The organism is Clostridium cibarium, from assembly GCF_014836335.1.
Taxonomy (GTDB): domain Bacteria; phylum Bacillota; class Clostridia; order Clostridiales; family Clostridiaceae; genus Clostridium; species Clostridium cibarium.
This window is the reverse complement of record NZ_JACSRA010000028.1, coordinates 14432-31262: the sequence shown is the minus strand read 5'-3', so window position 1 is coordinate 31262 and position 16831 is coordinate 14432. Positions and strand designations below refer to the sequence as shown.

The following is a 16831-nucleotide window of genomic DNA, read 5'->3' as shown; positions in this document are numbered from 1 at the left end:
CATTTTGGAAATAAGTTTTATTTTCATCTTCTACTTGAATATATTTGTAAATAAAAAAAAAGATAAACTCCTCTATAGTTTATCCCTTAACAATCTATTACCATATAATTATCTCCAAATTAACCCACATAATAGTTCAAATAACTCTAACAAAACTTTTGGATTTTTCCCTGTTAGTTGTTTTATCCTATCTAATCTATAATTCAAAGTATTTCTATGTATATTTAACCTATTTGCCACATTATTAATATCACCATTCTCTTCGATATACGCTTCTAAAGTTTGAATAAGTTCTAACTTATTTCCAACCTTATCAAGATTGGAAAGTAATGAAATTAAGTTTGACTTATCATCATAAGATAAATGGATAAATAGTTTTAGATCATCATAAATATATATCTTTGAAGAAGGTTTTATCTTAATTCCAAATTCTATTGCAAGTCCTGCATTTTCTAACGAAACAGCTACAATATCTTCTTCTCCTCCAATACCTATCTTGTTTATATCTTCACATTCTTCTAAATCCTTTATCAATGTATTGGCTTCTTGATTAGTTCTAATAAAAAATACTGTTTTATTGTTATCTAACTCGAAATAATGAAAATGCCTATTACATATTGTTCTAAAACCTTGTGAATCTATATTACAATCTACAAGAATCACCTGATACTTTTTGGTTAAATCAATCCCATAGTTTTTTGCTCTCACATAAAATTCATTATCATATTCTGTTTTTCTATGAACAAGTTCATGATAAAATCTTTGTCTATTTAACCTCTTATTTTGGGTTTCTTCATTAATTTTTTCTTGTTCTATTAAAAGAACTGCAGTAACACGAACCAGCTTACTAAATCTCATCACTTCATCAGGATTACCTGTAATTCCAATTACACCTATTATATTATTATCAATTATGATAGGCTCATTTACACCCGGTTTCATTCTTCCTTTTTCTTCATAAACTTCATTTACATGTTGTTTATCTATTGCTTTTTTAGCACCTTCATGAATATTGCCAATACGTTTAATGTCTCCACTGCCTATAATTACTCCATTTTCATCCATAACATTTATATTATAAGGAATGACATTCATCATCTCTAAAACAATTTTTTGCGCTATAGATTTAGATAATTTCATATAATTCACACCTTTCAAATATAGTAAAATACAATTATAGACACTTAAAATATAAGCAACTAAAAATAAATATTAATTAAAAGTGCGCCAAAAATCAAGCGCACTTTCAAATATTTTAAACACCTTAAAAACTTCTCAATTATACATTCTTTTTCACACTATAACAAGTTCATAAGCCTTATTATGTTCTCAGCTGTCTTTTCTATATTTTCCTGTCCCTTAGCTAAAGCTTCATCTAAGGAAGTTGATCCTTTAGTTATTCCAAATATTGAATCTATACCTTTTTCATATAAAACTTCAATACCTTCACCAACTCTTCCAGCAAGAGCAACCACTGGTTTATTATATTTCTTAGCAACCGCTGCAACACCTAAAGGAGTCTTACCATATTGAGTTTGAAAATCTATACTTCCTTCACCAGTCCAAACCATATCTACATCTTTTACTTTTTTATCAAGCTCTGCATATTCTATTACCATTTCGATACCTTTTTTCAAAGTACCATTTAAAAATGCCATAAGTCCAGCTCCAAGTCCACCTGCTGCCCCAGCTCCTGGCTCATCTATTACATCTTTTCCAAGCTGTTTTTTTATTACATCCGCATAGTGCTTTAAGTTGTGATCTAATATTTCTATCATTTCTTTTGTAGCACCTTTTTGTGGTCCAAATACATTTGAAGCTCCTCTTTCTCCACAAAGTGGATTGTTAACATCACAAGCAACTTCTATTGTAACTTGATTTAAACGAGAATCAAAATTATTTAAGTCAATTTTACTTAATTTTCCTAATTCTCCCCCACCATAACCTAATTCATTTCCTTCAAGATCTAACAGTTTTCCTCCAAGCGCTTGAATAACTCCAGCACCACCGTCATTGGTAGCACTTCCACCAATACCTATTAACAATTTCTTTACCCCATGATCAAGACAAGCTTTTATAAGTTCACCAGTACCATAAGTTGTAGTTATTAGAGGATTTCTTTTTTCTGAAGACACTAGTTGTATTCCACTAGCACTAGCCATTTCTATTATTCCTATTTCACCATGTCCCAAAATACCATACTGTGCTTCTACTTCATTTCCAAGCGGACCAACTACCTTCAATGAGTGTACTTCTCCATTAGTAGCGTCTACTAGCGACTGCATAGTCCCTTCTCCACCATCAGCCATAGGTATATGTACGCATTTAATATTGCTATTTGCCTTCTTAATTCCTCTTTCCATTGCTTCACAGACTTCTTTAGCCGTCATACTTTCCTTAAAAGAATCTGGTGCCAATGCTATAATTAAGTCTTTTTTCATCTCTAACTCCCCTTACCTATTATATATTTATAATAAATCTTGCTATCTTAAAAATCCATATATTATTGTAGCTACAATAGCCATCGATCCACCAACTATAGACTCATATGGAATCAACTTCATCCGTTCATTTATTTTCATCTTAACAGAATCCGCTGTTGCATGGAAGAAATTACCATGCGGTAAATGATCGATAACTACTGCTCCTGTATGTACCATAATTGCTGCATTTAATGGAGATACTCCCATGGATAATATTGCATCTCCAAAACTACCAGCTGCTACAATTGATCCTGTAGATGTTGATGCAGTAGCTGCTGCCATTAATATTCCTGATATTGGTGCTAGAAAAACTCCTGAAACACCTGTTGTTTTAATACAATATACTACTACCTCACTTAAGTTAGATTTAGAAATAATACCTGCTATTGCCCCAGCTCCAATTAATAATATTGCAGTACCTGTCATTCTATTTAACCCAGAGGTTGTATAAGGAATAACTTTATTAAATTTACCCATAGCAATTAAACCTATTATCCCTGCAACTGGTAGTATAATCATAGAATCAATTTTAATAGCTGCCAAGAAATTAACGTTCAAGATATTTCCAATAGGACTAATTGATAATAATACAATAGCCACAATTGGAGCCACCATAGCTCTACCAAAACTTGGTTTTTCTTTACTAGTTGTTGTTGCTGCCTCTGATATTCCAGTTTCTTTAATAGCTTCTCCTTTTTTGTTTAACCATGTTGCAACAAAATATGTAACTACTAATCCTACTACTGCTGGAATAAACCCATTTATCATTACATCTGCTAAATCTAAATTAAATCCTTTTGCTACTGCAATAGTATTAGGATTTGGTGAAATTATGTTACCTGCCTTACCTCCCCCTATCATAGCTAAAAGTATTGAAGACCTAGTAAGTCCTGCTTTTCTTGCTACAGATAATGCTATTGGAGCAACTATAATAACTGAAACTGCAATAAATACACCTACTGCAGTAATAACCATACTTGCTAAAGCTATTGCTAAAAGGGCTTTTTGTTCACCAAGTTTTTCTACTATTGTTTCTGCAATTTTTTCTGCTGCTCCAGATTCAATTAAAATCCCTGCAAGTACCCCTGCTGCAAGCACTCTAACTACTGCACCCATTACACTGTTTGTACCATCAATAACAATTTGTGTTGTCTCTGCTAAACTTGCACCACCAATTAATCCTCCTACTATAGCACCGCCAAAAAGGGCATATACAGGATTTACTTTTCTAAATATTAAAACTATAGCTAAAATCAATCCAACTATTGCTCCACTCCAATGAATAACTGACATTTTTATTCCTCCTCAAATTAGATGATTTTTATGATTTGTTAATTCTAGTAATAATCATTTAACGTTAACGTTTACCTAAGTTACATTATTAATAATAATTTATTCATTCCCTTTTTGATATTGTTTACTTAACTTTTTTCTTTGTTCATTTGCACAACTAACTTTACATTTTAAGGATATCTGATATATAAAATCCATTTGGGATTATTTAAAATTTTTTCTTTTTTTCTACGAATATATATATGTAAATATTTATAAGGGGGATATAGATAATATGGAGACAAAAAAATATTATGGAATGATTGATATACTACGCTTAGTTTTTGCTATCTTAGTCATGGTCATTCATACAATGGCTTTTAGTTCTATAAATGAGGATTTAAGGATTGTAACTAGTATGGGGATTTGTAGAATAGCAGTGCCATTTTTCTTTATAGTTTCAGGATACTTTTTATATAACAGAATTAATTTAGAAAAAGAGCCCAAGTCTACATTAAAAAGATTACTGATACTTTATGGATCATGGGTGGCTATAGAATTTGTAGCCTTATCACCAGGTATACTAAATTATTTTAAAGACCCACTCTCTATTATTATGAGACTATTATTATTTGGGGTTACAGGCAGTCTTTGGTATATTTCTTCACTGATTATTACTATTCTATTAATATCAAAATTACTAAAAAAAGATAAAATAATCTTTTTGCTTATAATTGGATTTATACTATATCTATTTGGAACAACAGGAGATACTTATTATGGATTATTTAATAATCCTTTAATAAATGGGTATACATCAATATTTGTACTTCCACAAATAGGTATTACTGAATCAATACTTTTTATCACTTTAGGTGCAGCAATTAATAAATACAAGTTAAATTACAAGATAAAAAATGCTGGAATACTTAGCATTTCTTCAATTATCTTATTATTAATTGAAACATTTGTATTAAACAAAATTGGCATTGCTAAGGATGCAAATATGTACTTATCTGCTATAATTGCTGCTCCATCAATTTTAATTTGGGCTCTTAATTATAAAAAAAACATCTCCAATAAATTTTCTAAAACTTGTAAAGAATATAGCATAGGCATATATTGTTCTCATCAAATACTAATGTTGTGGATTCAAGCACTTCTTCCTAATGCTGCTACAAATTCCATGATTAAATTTATTTTAACCTTCTGCCTATCTGCTCTAGTAATTACATTACTTAGAAAAACTAAAGCTAAAATAATACTTTTAGAATAAATTAGTGGACACATTCTGTAAAAATTATTACAATTATATTAAGAATAAGAAATGATTAGAAAAGAGGAAAACTAATGATATTCTATTTTTCAGGAACAGGAAATTCCCTATGGGCTGCTGAAAAAATTTCTATAGCTCAAGGCCAGAAACTTTTTTCTATAGCAGATGAAATTAAAAAGAATAATTTTGAATATACACTTGATGACAGTGAACTTGTTGGGTTTGTTTTTCCCATCTATGCATGGAATGCCCCTAAAATGGTTGTTGATTTTATAAATAAGCTAAAACTTAAAAATTACAAAGCAAATTATACCTTTGCAATTAGCACTTGTGAAGCTAATGTTGGATATACAATGAGAAATTTAAAAGATACTTTAAATAGCAAAGGATTAGAATTAGATAGTGGATTTTCCATTGCTATGCCAAGTAACTATATAATATTAACTCATGTAAAGTCTAAAACTTCTATAGAAGCTATATTGGATACTGCTGAAGAACGAATTGAAGAAATAAATACATCTATAGATAAAAGAGAAAATAAATTTGAAATTACTTTAGGACACTTTCCATATATAAAAAGTAAACTTATTAATCCACTATTTATGAAATATGGAATTAAACCCAAGAAATTTTTTGCAAGTAATTCTTGTATATCCTGTGGATTATGTGAGAAAGTATGCCCTACAAACAACATTAAAGTTGATGGAAAGCCTAAATGGGGAACAAACTGTACCCAATGTTTAGCTTGCATTAATAGATGTCCTAAAAAGGCTATTGAATACGGTAAATCTACAAGAGATAAAGGTAGATATTATAATCCAAGATGTAAAAAATAATAATTACTATGTAATAAGCTTGCTATTATTGGAAATAAATAATAGCAAGCTTATTATAATTAAATCTCTAAAACTTCCTTTTTACATTCCTTATTATAAATCTACTTTCTGGCAATGTAGGAATCCTTCCCATATCATAACTTAAATCCTGCTCTGGAACTTCATATTCAATCTTATTTACAAGAAACTCTAAGCTTGCTTTCATAATTTCTATGGTAATACCTTCTCCTGGACAGCGGTGTCCTCTTTCATAATCTCCTCCACCTTGAGGTATAAATTCACATAACTTATCCTTATATTCACTAAAATGCTCCGGATCAAATTCATCAGGATTTTTCCATATACGAGAATCATGATTAATTCCATATATATCAAGTAATACAAGCATATCTTCTTTGAACTTATGTTCATTCCAAATAAAATCTTTTTTTGCTCTGGCTCCTAGAAATGGTGTAAATGGATAATATCTTCTAACTTCTTGTACAAACATTTCTTCATATTTCTTATTCTCTTTAGCTAAATTGCTTTTTAATTCCGGATGATTATATAATGCTAAAGCTGTAAATGTAATGTAAGTAGAAATTGCCACAATGGGGCGCAAGATATTAATAAGTTCTGCTGCAGCTACATGTGAATCCATATAACTTCCATCAAGTTCCTTGTGAAATGACATAGCATGAAGAGCTGAATCAGCATCAGCCAAAAACTTGCCTATTCGAACATTTTCTATTATATTCTTTATCCATTCTTCTGCTCTATCTCTTGCCTTTTTTCCTTTCCAATGTCTAGGTCCAACAGCAGCAAAGGCATCGATCATTGCACTAAAATCTCCAGCTCTCTCCTTCACTTCTGATTCTAAGAGTGGAACTCCAGCAAAAGAACATGCTACTTTACATAGAATCTCATTTCCTTCATCAAAGAGTATAATCTCCTCTGCACTTTCCCATCTAGTAATAGCTCTCTCAAATTCTTCCCTTACTTGATTCCCCAGTTTTCTTTGATTCGCTTCTGTCATAAAAGACGTAAAGAGTTGTCTTCTACGAAAATGTTCCTTTCCATCCATCCCTTGAACTGTATTCATCCCAAACAAGGTCTTTTGTACCCTCTTTGGTGCAACCCCTTTTCTCTGAAATCTTTCTTCATCATAAAATAACTGAACAGCTTCCTTTCCACTAATACAAATTACTTTTTCTCCCATTAAATTAGTTTCAATTATATCAGTTTGCTGCTTAGTAGTCCTGTTTTTAATAAAAAGATACCCTTCCTTTAGCATATTTAAAGTACTATCTAGAACTTTATCATGCATAATTTTTTCATTTAATAGCATAAATTTATCTTCTCCATTCTACCTTAATCAGAAAATATAATTACAAAAGTATCAAGAATAAAAAATTCTTATTATTTTATTGTTTCTCTCTTATTAAAAATTATCCACTAAAATCTTTTAAGCTAATCTAATCCCATATAAAAAAGATATAGTCGAAAATACATCTATATCTTTTACAAAATTTCACTCTTTATAATTTAGTATTTCTATTTAATATATTTTTTTACATTACTCAAATGCTCTTCATAGGTTTTGCTAAAAACATGGCCTTCACCATTTGCAACATAATATAAATAATCATGTTCCTCAGGGTAAAGAGCTGCTTCTATTGAAGGTTTCCCTGTTGCTCCAATAGGCCCAGGTGGCAATCCTTTATTAATGTATGTATTGTATAAATTTTTCACTTTTAAGTCATTATATGATACCTTATCTATTATACTTTCCCCTTTAGTTATTGCATATATTACAGAAGCATCTATTTGCAATAACATATCTTTTTTTATTCTATTATATATAACTCCTGCTATTTTTTTACGTTCACTATCATTTGCTGCCTCTTTTTCAATTAATGATGCAATTGTTATAATATCGTTAGTATTTAATCCTAATTCCTTTGAACGATTAACATATTTCTGTGAAAATACATCTCTAAATCTATTAAACATTAAATTTGCAACATCTTTATCATTAGATCCATTTGGTATATAGTACGTATCTGGATATAAGAATCCTTCTAATTCATAGTACGTATTATTTTTCTTTGAAACTATATTATTTGAAACTAAATCACCAATTCCTAATCTTAAGAAATCTTGCTTTTTTATACCTGTATTTTTTTCTAATCTTTCAGCTATTTGATAAAAAGTAAATCCTTCCGGTATAGTAACAACAGAAAAATCAGATTCCTCGCTTTGTAGTTTTAATATTAAATCTTTATAACTAGTATTTGGCCTGATAACAAAATTACCACCATTCATTTTTTCACTTAATCCATTTACTTTTGCATAAATAAAAAATACATTCTTGAATTTAATTATAGATTTATCTTTAAGCTGCTGTGATAGATCTTTTAATGAAGATTCACTTTTTACAACTAAATATGCGTTATCTTCATTAATAGTATTTAATTTTTTCACATACTTAAATATTACCCCAGTACATATTAAAACTACAGCTAGTATAATAGAAAATATAATAATATTTTTTTTACTCATTAGTTCCTCCATAATTAAGTTTAATCATAATTTATAATCCTTTTTAGTATGCATTAAATAATAGATATTATTACTTAATTATTTAGATAAACAATAATAAACTTACTGCCATTAATACCATTCCAGCGACTAACCCATATATAGAAAGATGATGTTCTCCATATTCTCTTGCTGAAGGTAATAATTCATCTAAAGATATAAAAACCATTATCCCAGCCACAGCAGCAAAAAGTATTCCAAAAACCATATCATTTATAAATGGCATTAAAATAAGATATCCAACAAGTGCACCTATTGGCTCTGACAGTCCTGAAAGAAATGAAAAAAGAAAAGCTTTTTTTCTATCTCCAGTAGCATAATATACTGGTACCGACACTGCTATTCCTTCTGGAATATTGTGAATAGCTATTGCTACAGCAATTGATATAGCTATTGTTGGCTGTTGAAGTGATGATATAAAAGTCGCTAACCCCTCTGGAAAATTATGAATTCCAACTGCTAAGGCTGTAAATATTCCAAGTCTTAAAAGTTTATTGTTTTTCTCTAAATTCTCCTTATCCATATCTTCAACCTTATATATATCATGTGGATTTTCCCCACTAGGTATAAATTTATCTATAAGAGCTATTAATAACATTCCTCCAAAAAAAGCTATAACAGTAACCCATGATCCCATCTTTATGCCCAATTCACTTGTGAGAGATTTTTTTGCCTGAGGAAATAATTCAATCATAGAAACATAAATCATTACCCCAGCTGAAAATCCTAGACTCACAGATAAAAACTTTGTATTAGTTTTTTTAGCAAAAAACGCTATAGCACTTCCTATTCCTGTGGATAGTCCAGCAAAAAGTGTTAATCCAAAGGCAATTAATACGTCATTCATTATACTCCTCCTTATTATTTGTCATATATAATTTACAAAATTATATGCAGGAAATCTATCAATTATCAAGTAACTTCAAAGTAATTGATAATAATTATCACTTATATTTTATCTCTTTTATTTTATTTTGTCTATATCAAGGTAAATTTCTATTAATTAGATAACAAATTTAATAATTAAGAAATAGACCTTCCCATGAAGAAACTTAAGGAAAAGTATATGGAGAATTGTCAATAATGTATGAAGACATCTTTAACAAACCTTAGGTATATAAAAAAACACACCCTAATTAATGGGTGTGTTTTTTATATAAATTTTTTCACAATCTCGCGATTTTTATTTTGCTCCTGTTGTGCCAAATCCACCACGACTATCATTTCCAAAAGATTCTACTTCCTCAAATTCTATTTCTGGCATTACTTCCATTATTCTAAATTGCCCTATCTTATCCCCTTTCTTTATCCATGTTCCTTCTACATTATTATTTAAATCTTTTCCTTGCAAGCAATATACTGGCATATGCCACTGATCATTATCTCCTATATATGTATCATCAACTACACCTACTGAATTAGTTTGAATTACTCCCCATGTTTTAAATGTTGAGCTTCTTGGAGCTAAATGAGCTTCCCATCCCTTAGGTAATTCTAATGCAAATCCCAATGGAACCATTGCTCTTTCTCCTAATTTAACAAATACCTCTTTATTTGCATATACATCAATCCAATTTCCTTTTTCTATCTTTTTTAATTTAGTTGCATTTTCAAAATACTTAATTCTAATTTTCATATGTTACTCCTATTAATTGTTTTTCTATTATTATAACAAAAAATCATTTCTTATATAATATTTAATTTTATAACAATAAAAAAAGGCCTATTATAAATAAACCTTTTTTATTGTTAGACTTAATATTTGGGACACTGCCTTATTGAATTCATAGCATAAATAGTACTTTCCTTATTACATTTATCTATGGTAACTTCATTCCATTTAACATATGATGGCTTTTCAAAATAAGTTCTATCTATGAATTCAATAATTCTATAACTTCCATCTTCTATATTAGAAAATACCACTCTTCCTTCTGAATCGGTTTCTTGTGATTCCACCAAAACAGGTGATAATCCATTTATTCTATAAAGATTAACTTTTACACCTTTTAGCTTGGTGTTTTCTTCGCCCTTAAGAATAGAATAGACTGTTACTTTACCCATCTTTTCTATAATTTCTCTCTTATCCTCTTTATCATAGTAACATTTACATTTTTTTATATACTCTCTCCACTCATCTCTACAGTTATCCCATTTATCTTCTTCAAATTCTAACAAAGATTGATGCGGAAAGTCTTTATTATAATTCTCACTCTTCTCTGAGTTATATCTTATCCCTTCTTCCTCCATATTATGATCTTCATATTCTTTTTTTTCATCACAATCATCTACATCTCCAAATACACAACTTTCCGATCCACAAGTATAATTTTTATTTGTTCCATCTGCATAAGTTATATCGAAGTTTACTATTAAGTCGTCAGCTGTAGGAATCTTGCCTTTTTCCCCCATCTTATCTATATATTCATTCATAAACTTTTCCATTAAAGGATCGTTCTCCTGCATATTTGTAAAATATATATTCTTAGATTTCTCATCTTTCACCAAAAAAACCTCCTTAGTTTTCTTCTATACTAAAATATGAGAAATAAAGAACATATGTGATTCATTATTTTTCTTTATCTAAATTTATCACTTTTTCAAACTCAAGTGGCTTACTAAAATAATATCCCTGAATAATATCACAATTTATACCTATTAAATATTTTAATTGCTGCTCAGTTTCTACCCCTTCTGCAACCACTTCTAAATCTAATAAATGAGCTAATTCTATAATTTTTTCTATTATGAACTCATCCTTAAAATCTTTTCCTATATCTTTTATAAAACTTTTGTCTATCTTCACGGTATCAATAGGTAATATTTTTAAGTAATTTAAAGATGAATAACCAGTTCCAAAGTCATCCAAAGCTATAGATACTCCTAATGATTTTAGTTTTTCTAAAACTTGTATGTTTTTATCTACAGACTTCATTATAATACTTTCAGTTACTTCAAATTCAATATTATTAGGACTTATTCCATATTTTTTTATCATGTATTCTATGAAATAAACTAACCCCTCATCTCTAATTTGAACTTGAGACAAGTTTATAGCTATTTTTATATTATTAGAAAATAATTCTATTAGCTTATTGCACTTTTTAAACGCATCCTCCATCAAATATTTCCCAATGTGAATTATAAATCCTGATGTCTCTGCTAAAGGAATAAATTCCATAGGGAAAACTATTCCAAGTACCTCACTTTTCCACCTTGCTAAGCACTCAAATCCCTGTATCTTATTGTTTTTTGTCCAATATTTAGGTTGAAACAGAAAATATACTTCTTCATTCTTTACCGCTTTTCTTATACATCTATTTAGTGATAATTCTCTATCTAACCTTTTTGAAAGTGCCTCATTAAATAAGCAACACCTATTTTTCCCACCTGTCTTTGAAGTATATATAGCTATATCTGCTTTTTTTAAAAGAGTTTGAATATTATCTTCCTTAACCTTTGCTATGCTTACCCCCATACTTACTGTATTATATATTTCTTTTCCGTTTATATCTAGAGGCAAATTAAATTCCTCTAATATCTTATCTAAAATTCCGATAATTTGTTTGTTATTTTCCATATGATGAACAGCTACTACAAATTCATCTCCTCCAAACCTTGCTAAAAGACAATTTTCTTCCAAAACATATTTTAATTTTTTACAAAACTTTTTTAATACCTCATCGCCAATAGCATGTCCATATGTGTCATTAACAAATTTAAAATTGTCGATATCTATAAATATTATAGCGAATTTTTTTCTGTCCTTTATAGATTCTCTTAATATTTCAGTTGACCTTTGAACAAAATACCTTCTATTTGGTATATCAGTTACTTCATCGTAGTTACTCATATAATATATTTTAAGTTCTTTTTCTTTCCTATCAGTATCATCATTCATAGATCCATAAATATATTCACCATCCTCTTCTAATATTCTCTTTCCACGCACTTTTAACCACACATATTTATCTGAAAAATTCTTCACTCTATATTCTATATTAAAATACATTTTTTTATTTGAAACAAAATCAAAGTAAGCCCTTTTATACTTATCTCTATCCTCTTCTACTATATAGGTAATCCATTCTTCCATTGTAAAGTTGTACTCATTTTTTTGTTGAAAATCAAGCAATTTAGATATTTTTCCATTAAGAGTTATACAATTATTGCGCAAATAAATATAAAACATTATTTCTTGACTTCCTTCTAATGCTCTCCTATAATTTTTTTCACTTATTCTAAGCAGCTCATTTTGATTTGTTTTTTCCGTAATATCTATTATAATTCCAGTCATTACATAACAGTTATCTCTTATCTTTCCTTTTCCCGAACACTCAATATTAATTATTTTACCTTTTTGATCCACCATCTTAAACTCTAAAGAGAATTTTTCCTGTATCTTTCCCTTAATCATATCGTAAAAAAAACTTTGTATATATTCTGCATCCTCCTACAAATAAAGAAATAAAAATCTTGAAAGCATTTTATTTCTCTATTTGTATGCAAAATATCTCTAAGCTTATTTGAAACAAAAAATTTATTTTCATAACACTCCCAAATAGTAACATTTAGTGCATCTAATGCTACTTCATAACTATTAAATTTACATTCATCTTTTCTAGCATGCCTTTTATTATTTAATATTCTTGCTAATGTTACCAAAACAACTACAGAGTAAATAATCATAATCGCCGCTATTTGACTCTTTCTAAAAAAAACAAAACTAAAATTAATGTTAAACCATCTAATACTCTTTCCATAAGTCTATCACAACCTCACCCATAATTATGTTGCTATTTTAATACTACCATATTTTACCACAATACACATCCCTTTCTATATTTTTCATAAAGCTTTTTAGAGAATAAAACCAAAGTTTTGATATATACTAAATAAGATAAATATTTTATATGAAGGTGATATAATGTTTAAAAAAAACAGAAGATTTATATCTATTTTTTTGACTGTACTATTGGTATTGAGTCAAAGATTAGTTCCAACTTATGCTAGTGAAGCTAATCCCAAAATAATATATCTTACCTTTGACGATGGTCCTGGAGGAAAAGTAACTGAAGCCACCTTAGATATATTAAAAAGGGAAGAGGTGCCTGCAACCTTCTTCTTAATAGGGAATCAAATAAAAGGACAAGAACAATTACTTATACGGATGAAAAATGAAGGGCATTCTTTAGGACTTCACAGCATGAGCCACGATAGATGTAAATTATATTCTTGTAATACTAGTTTTCTAAATGAAATGCTTGAAGTTAAAGCTTACATAAAAGAAGTTACAGGTGAAGATACAAATATCTTAAGATTTCCTTTTGGCTGTAATAACAGCACATTTACCTTAAAACCTGAATTAGTCAATCTACTCCATCAAAATAATTTTAAAATATATGATTGGAATGTAGATACAACTGATGGTGCAAATTTTAATTCTCCTCCTACTCGCTTTACAAAAAATGCAAGAAGTGATAAAGATGTTATTTTCCTTTTAATGCACTGTGGCTATGCTAATAAAAATTCTCCCAAAGCCCTTCCTGAAATAATAAAATACTATAAAGATAAAGGGTATGTATTTAAACCAATAACAAGTGAAACTGAAGAATTCTTTCACTATATAAAAAAATAGTGCTATTTTTTAGCACTATTTTCTCTAATATATAAATTTTTAATTCATTTTAAATTTAGTTTGTTTTATAGCCCTTTCAACAATTTTATATATTATAACTCCAACAACTAAATTAACAAGTGAAGTAGGTACAACCACAGCTACTATAGGCACCAATATTGATCCTTCTATTCCATAAATTGTAGCTAATGATAAAAGAAAAGTTAGCCCACTTAACATTGTTCCAAAAAGTAATACAACTGCAGCTTGTATATTCTTATTTATTTTATCTCTAAGTGGCAATAATACAAAGTACATGACATTACAGGTAATTAGTTTATCTAAAATATTAGGTAATTGTCCTCCTGGTGTTTTAGTCGTCATAGCTGTAAAAATACCAATTATAATGCCAGCAAAAAGAGTTGTTTTATAATCCTTATTTAATATCATTATTATAAATAACATGGCTACTGCAAAGTCTGGCTGAGCTGGCAACCCAATTGATGGTGCTGATATGTGTAATATTACACCTATAGCTATTAAAATAGCATTGATTATCATTTTTTTTGTATTCATATTTTATTCCCCCCAATAAATTAATTTTTAAAATAAAAAAACTCCATCCTAAATTAATAGGACGGAGATATCCGCGGTACCACCTAAATTGCACATAAAATGCCTCTCTTCAAGTACTAACATACTCTATTTGCTATAACGTGCAACCACCGGCTAAACTACTCTCATAAAAATTTCATATCGCTCTTCAAAGGCCCATTCACCATTAGCATAAGTACTGAAATCCCACCATCATCAGCTCTCTAAAACAATGCACCTGGATACTATCCCTTTTCATTAGATTTATTAACTATGTTATAATATATTCTATTCATATATCGAAATTTTGTCAATATAATTTATAATTTTTTTCCTAATAACTTTTTAGCGCATTCAAATCTCTTAGGTTTACTAAAGTAGTAACCTTGCACTATATCACATAATACTTTTTTTAAATATTCTACTTGTTCTATTTCCTCTACACCTTCAGCTACTACATCAATTCCTAAAGCATGTGATAAATTAATTATATTCTCTACTACACATCTACTCTTATAGTTTTCCAATAAATCAATAACAAAACTTCTATCAATCTTTAATACATCTATAGGAAGTTTTGTCAAATAATTTAAACAAGAATATCCTGTTCCAAAATCATCCAAGGCAACAGTAGCACCTAAACTTCTTATTGCTTGGAGCTTATTTATATTGTCATCAAAGGATTTCATTAATATGCTTTCCGTTATTTCCACTTCTATATATTGTGGCGATACTTTATATTTTTCACTAAATTCAATAAAATCATCTATAATAGTTCCATACCTAAATTGTACTTCTGAAAAATTAACAGCTACCTTAAACTCATCAAAACCTTCATTTAATAAAGTCTTAATTTTTTTAAAAACTTCTTCTAATACAAATCTCCCTATTGGAATTATTAATCTTGTGTCTTCAGCTATTGAAACAAACTCACTTGGTCCTATAAATCCCAAACTATTATTTTCCCACCTTATTAATGCTTCAAATCCAGTTACTGTTGAATTATCTAACACAACCTTGGGTTGAAAAACTACATATAGTTCTTCTTTCAATAATGCATTTTTTAGCTCTTTTTGAATTAAATAAACTCTATCTATTGTTTTAGGATTCATATTAGCATCAAATAATTCATATCCATCTTTTCCATTACTCTTTACTCTATACATAGCAAGATCAGCACTTTTTAGAAGATCATTAAAACTGTCTCCATTTTCAGGGAAAACAGCCACTCCTATACTTGCTGTTATATACATATTGCATCCTTTAATATTAAAAGGCTTATTAAATATAGATTTAATTTTATTAACTACTTCTTTCGCTTCATCAATTTCATTAATCTGTGGTTTGAATATTATAAATTCATCTCCGCTATATCTAGAAATCAGTTCTTCTTTCTCAATTATATTTAATAATTGATTTGCTACCTCTACTAATAACAAATTTCCTTGATCATATCCAAATGAATCATTGATAACCTTAAAATTATCTATATTTATTAATAACAAGATTCCTCTGAAATTATCTTTTTTTCTATATAATAAGTATTCATTTATATAATCTTTTATATAATACGTTGACGGAAGCTTGGTTAAAGGATCAAATTCCATTAAACTCTTTAGAGATTCTTCTGCTTTTCTTTCTAAAGATATATCGTGTATATATCCGTAAAAATATTCTACTATCTCTTGTTTGTTAATGAAAGGTTTAATCTTTAAACTAACACATAATTGTTCCCATCTTCCGGAATAAATATAAAAATCCAATTCTATTGGCTTTTTACTAGCAACACCATCATAAAAACCATCCTTAACTTTTTTCAAATCTTCATTTCTAATTAAGCTAATGGCTTTTTCAAATGTAAGTTCAAGGGTATATTTGTTATTCATCCTCATAACTAAGTTTCCTGATACTTCTATTGTTCTCTTCTCAATATGAATTACCAAAAAATTATCTTTTGAATATCCTATTATATTTTTAATATTATAATTTTCTATTCTATTCATCTCTATTTCCCCTTGAGATAAATTTATACAATTACACCTAATGACACTAATTATATAAACAAAATACTTTATTATTCCTCTTCTTTTATTTCATCATTTCCTTTTACCTTTTTGTCCTTAACTATAGATACTACTAAAGCCGTAGTAGCTCCTAAAAGGGCTAGCAACTT

15 protein-coding genes and 1 other annotated feature are annotated in these 16831 nt (G+C 28.9%); of the genes, 3 read left to right on the top strand and 12 right to left on the bottom strand.

Annotated elements, in window-relative coordinates; all coding sequences use genetic code 11:
* Nucleotides 1–108: 108 nt before the first annotated feature.
* The 3 genes from H9661_RS15555 to H9661_RS15545 all read right to left on the bottom strand — a co-directional run bounded on the left by H9661_RS15555 (nucleotide 109) and on the right by H9661_RS15545 (nucleotide 3776).
* Nucleotides 109–1140, bottom strand: coding sequence for a CdaR family transcriptional regulator (locus H9661_RS15555; RefSeq protein ID WP_191769653.1), 1032 nt, complete (start codon nucleotides 1138–1140; stop codon nucleotides 109–111).
* A 158-nt stretch (nucleotides 1141–1298) separates the two neighbouring features.
* Nucleotides 1299–2441, bottom strand: coding sequence for a glycerate kinase family protein (locus H9661_RS15550; RefSeq protein WP_143316261.1), 1143 nt, complete (start codon nucleotides 2439–2441; stop codon nucleotides 1299–1301).
* Nucleotides 2442–2483: 42 nt separating this feature from the next.
* Nucleotides 2484–3776, bottom strand: coding sequence for a GntP family permease (locus tag H9661_RS15545; protein WP_143316260.1), 1293 nt, complete (start codon nucleotides 3774–3776; stop codon nucleotides 2484–2486).
* A gap of 274 nt (nucleotides 3777–4050) precedes the next feature.
* On the opposite strand from H9661_RS15545, the gene H9661_RS15540 reads away from it, so the two are divergent.
* Complete coding sequence (locus H9661_RS15540; RefSeq protein ID WP_191769651.1) at nucleotides 4051–5031, top strand: acyltransferase family protein; 981 nt, start codon at nucleotides 4051–4053, stop codon at nucleotides 5029–5031.
* A gap of 74 nt (nucleotides 5032–5105) precedes the next feature.
* Nucleotides 5106–5867, top strand: a complete 762-nt coding sequence (locus H9661_RS15535) for an EFR1 family ferrodoxin (protein WP_191769649.1) — start codon at nucleotides 5106–5108, stop codon at nucleotides 5865–5867.
* A 67-nt stretch (nucleotides 5868–5934) separates the two neighbouring features.
* Here the strand turns inward: H9661_RS15535 and cypC are convergent, their stop codons facing one another.
* The 7 genes from cypC to H9661_RS15500 form a co-directional block, all read right to left on the bottom strand.
* Complete coding sequence (gene cypC, locus H9661_RS15530; protein ID WP_143316257.1) at nucleotides 5935–7194, bottom strand: CYP152 family fatty-acid peroxygenase CypC; 1260 nt, start codon at nucleotides 7192–7194, stop codon at nucleotides 5935–5937.
* A gap of 206 nt (nucleotides 7195–7400) precedes the next feature.
* Nucleotides 7401–8408 carry an endolytic transglycosylase MltG gene (gene mltG, locus H9661_RS15525; RefSeq protein ID WP_185966772.1) on the bottom strand — a complete coding sequence of 336 codons (1008 nt, stop codon included), beginning with the start codon at nucleotides 8406–8408 and terminating at the stop codon, nucleotides 7401–7403.
* Nucleotides 8409–8490: 82 nt separating this feature from the next.
* Nucleotides 8491–9294, bottom strand: a complete 804-nt coding sequence (gene zupT / locus H9661_RS15520; RefSeq protein ID WP_191769647.1) for a zinc transporter ZupT — start codon at nucleotides 9292–9294, stop codon at nucleotides 8491–8493.
* A 336-nt stretch (nucleotides 9295–9630) separates the two neighbouring features.
* Entirely contained in the window at nucleotides 9631–10083 is a 453-nt protein-coding gene (locus H9661_RS15515; RefSeq protein WP_143316254.1) for a dUTP diphosphatase, read from the bottom strand.
* A 119-nt stretch (nucleotides 10084–10202) separates the two neighbouring features.
* On the bottom strand, nucleotides 10203–10952 hold the full coding sequence (locus H9661_RS20045) for a SpaA isopeptide-forming pilin-related protein (RefSeq protein ID WP_191769645.1): 750 nt from the start codon (nucleotides 10950–10952) through the stop codon (nucleotides 10203–10205).
* Between the two features lie 64 nt (nucleotides 10953–11016).
* Nucleotides 11017–12819, bottom strand: coding sequence for a sensor domain-containing protein (locus H9661_RS15505; protein WP_191769642.1), 1803 nt, complete (start codon nucleotides 12817–12819; stop codon nucleotides 11017–11019).
* Nucleotides 12820–12860: 41 nt separating this feature from the next.
* The gene (locus tag H9661_RS15500) at nucleotides 12861–13136 is read right to left on the bottom strand and encodes a hypothetical protein (RefSeq protein ID WP_191769640.1); all 276 of its coding nucleotides are present in this window, start codon (nucleotides 13134–13136) and stop codon (nucleotides 12861–12863) included.
* Nucleotides 13137–13374: 238 nt separating this feature from the next.
* Between H9661_RS15500 and H9661_RS15495 the strand changes: the two genes are divergently transcribed.
* On the top strand, nucleotides 13375–14085 hold the full coding sequence (locus H9661_RS15495; RefSeq protein WP_143316251.1) for a polysaccharide deacetylase family protein: 711 nt from the start codon (nucleotides 13375–13377) through the stop codon (nucleotides 14083–14085).
* Between the two features lie 39 nt (nucleotides 14086–14124).
* On the opposite strand, the gene H9661_RS15490 is transcribed toward H9661_RS15495, so the two are convergent.
* Both H9661_RS15490 and H9661_RS15485 read right to left on the bottom strand, forming a co-directional pair.
* Nucleotides 14125–14640 carry a tryptophan transporter gene (locus H9661_RS15490; protein WP_143316250.1) on the bottom strand — a complete coding sequence of 172 codons (516 nt, stop codon included), beginning with the start codon at nucleotides 14638–14640 and terminating at the stop codon, nucleotides 14125–14127.
* 54 nt (nucleotides 14641–14694) lie between these two features.
* Nucleotides 14695–14926, bottom strand: a binding site (T-box leader).
* A gap of 52 nt (nucleotides 14927–14978) precedes the next feature.
* On the bottom strand, nucleotides 14979–16661 hold the full coding sequence (locus H9661_RS15485) for a putative bifunctional diguanylate cyclase/phosphodiesterase (protein ID WP_191769638.1): 1683 nt from the start codon (nucleotides 16659–16661) through the stop codon (nucleotides 14979–14981).
* Nucleotides 16662–16831: the final 170 nt, after the last annotated feature.

What these genes read in the sequence shown, in the direction of transcription:
- H9661_RS15555 (WP_191769653.1), bottom strand. Translation starts at nt 1,140, where the DNA reads ATGAAATTATCTAAATCTATAGCGCAAAAAATTGTTTTAGAGATGATG.
- H9661_RS15550 (WP_143316261.1), bottom strand. Translation starts at nt 2,441, where the DNA reads ATGAAAAAAGACTTAATTATAGCATTGGCACCAGATTCTTTTAAGGAA.
- H9661_RS15545 (WP_143316260.1), bottom strand. Translation starts at nt 3,776, where the DNA reads ATGTCAGTTATTCATTGGAGTGGAGCAATAGTTGGATTGATTTTAGCT.
- H9661_RS15540 (WP_191769651.1), top strand. Translation starts at nt 4,051, where the DNA reads ATGGAGACAAAAAAATATTATGGAATGATTGATATACTACGCTTAGTT.
- H9661_RS15535 (WP_191769649.1), top strand. Translation starts at nt 5,106, where the DNA reads ATGATATTCTATTTTTCAGGAACAGGAAATTCCCTATGGGCTGCTGAA.
- cypC (WP_143316257.1), bottom strand. Translation starts at nt 7,194, where the DNA reads ATGCTATTAAATGAAAAAATTATGCATGATAAAGTTCTAGATAGTACT.
- mltG (WP_185966772.1), bottom strand. Translation starts at nt 8,408, where the DNA reads ATGAGTAAAAAAAATATTATTATATTTTCTATTATACTAGCTGTAGTT.
- zupT (WP_191769647.1), bottom strand. Translation starts at nt 9,294, where the DNA reads ATGAATGACGTATTAATTGCCTTTGGATTAACACTTTTTGCTGGACTA.
- H9661_RS15515 (WP_143316254.1), bottom strand. Translation starts at nt 10,083, where the DNA reads ATGAAAATTAGAATTAAGTATTTTGAAAATGCAACTAAATTAAAAAAG.
- H9661_RS15505 (WP_191769642.1), bottom strand. Translation starts at nt 12,819, where the DNA reads ATGGTGGATCAAAAAGGTAAAATAATTAATATTGAGTGTTCGGGAAAA.
- H9661_RS15500 (WP_191769640.1), bottom strand. Translation starts at nt 13,136, where the DNA reads ATGATTATTTACTCTGTAGTTGTTTTGGTAACATTAGCAAGAATATTA.
- H9661_RS15495 (WP_143316251.1), top strand. Translation starts at nt 13,375, where the DNA reads ATGTTTAAAAAAAACAGAAGATTTATATCTATTTTTTTGACTGTACTA.
- H9661_RS15490 (WP_143316250.1), bottom strand. Translation starts at nt 14,640, where the DNA reads ATGAATACAAAAAAAATGATAATCAATGCTATTTTAATAGCTATAGGT.
- H9661_RS15485 (WP_191769638.1), bottom strand. Translation starts at nt 16,661, where the DNA reads ATGAATAGAATAGAAAATTATAATATTAAAAATATAATAGGATATTCA.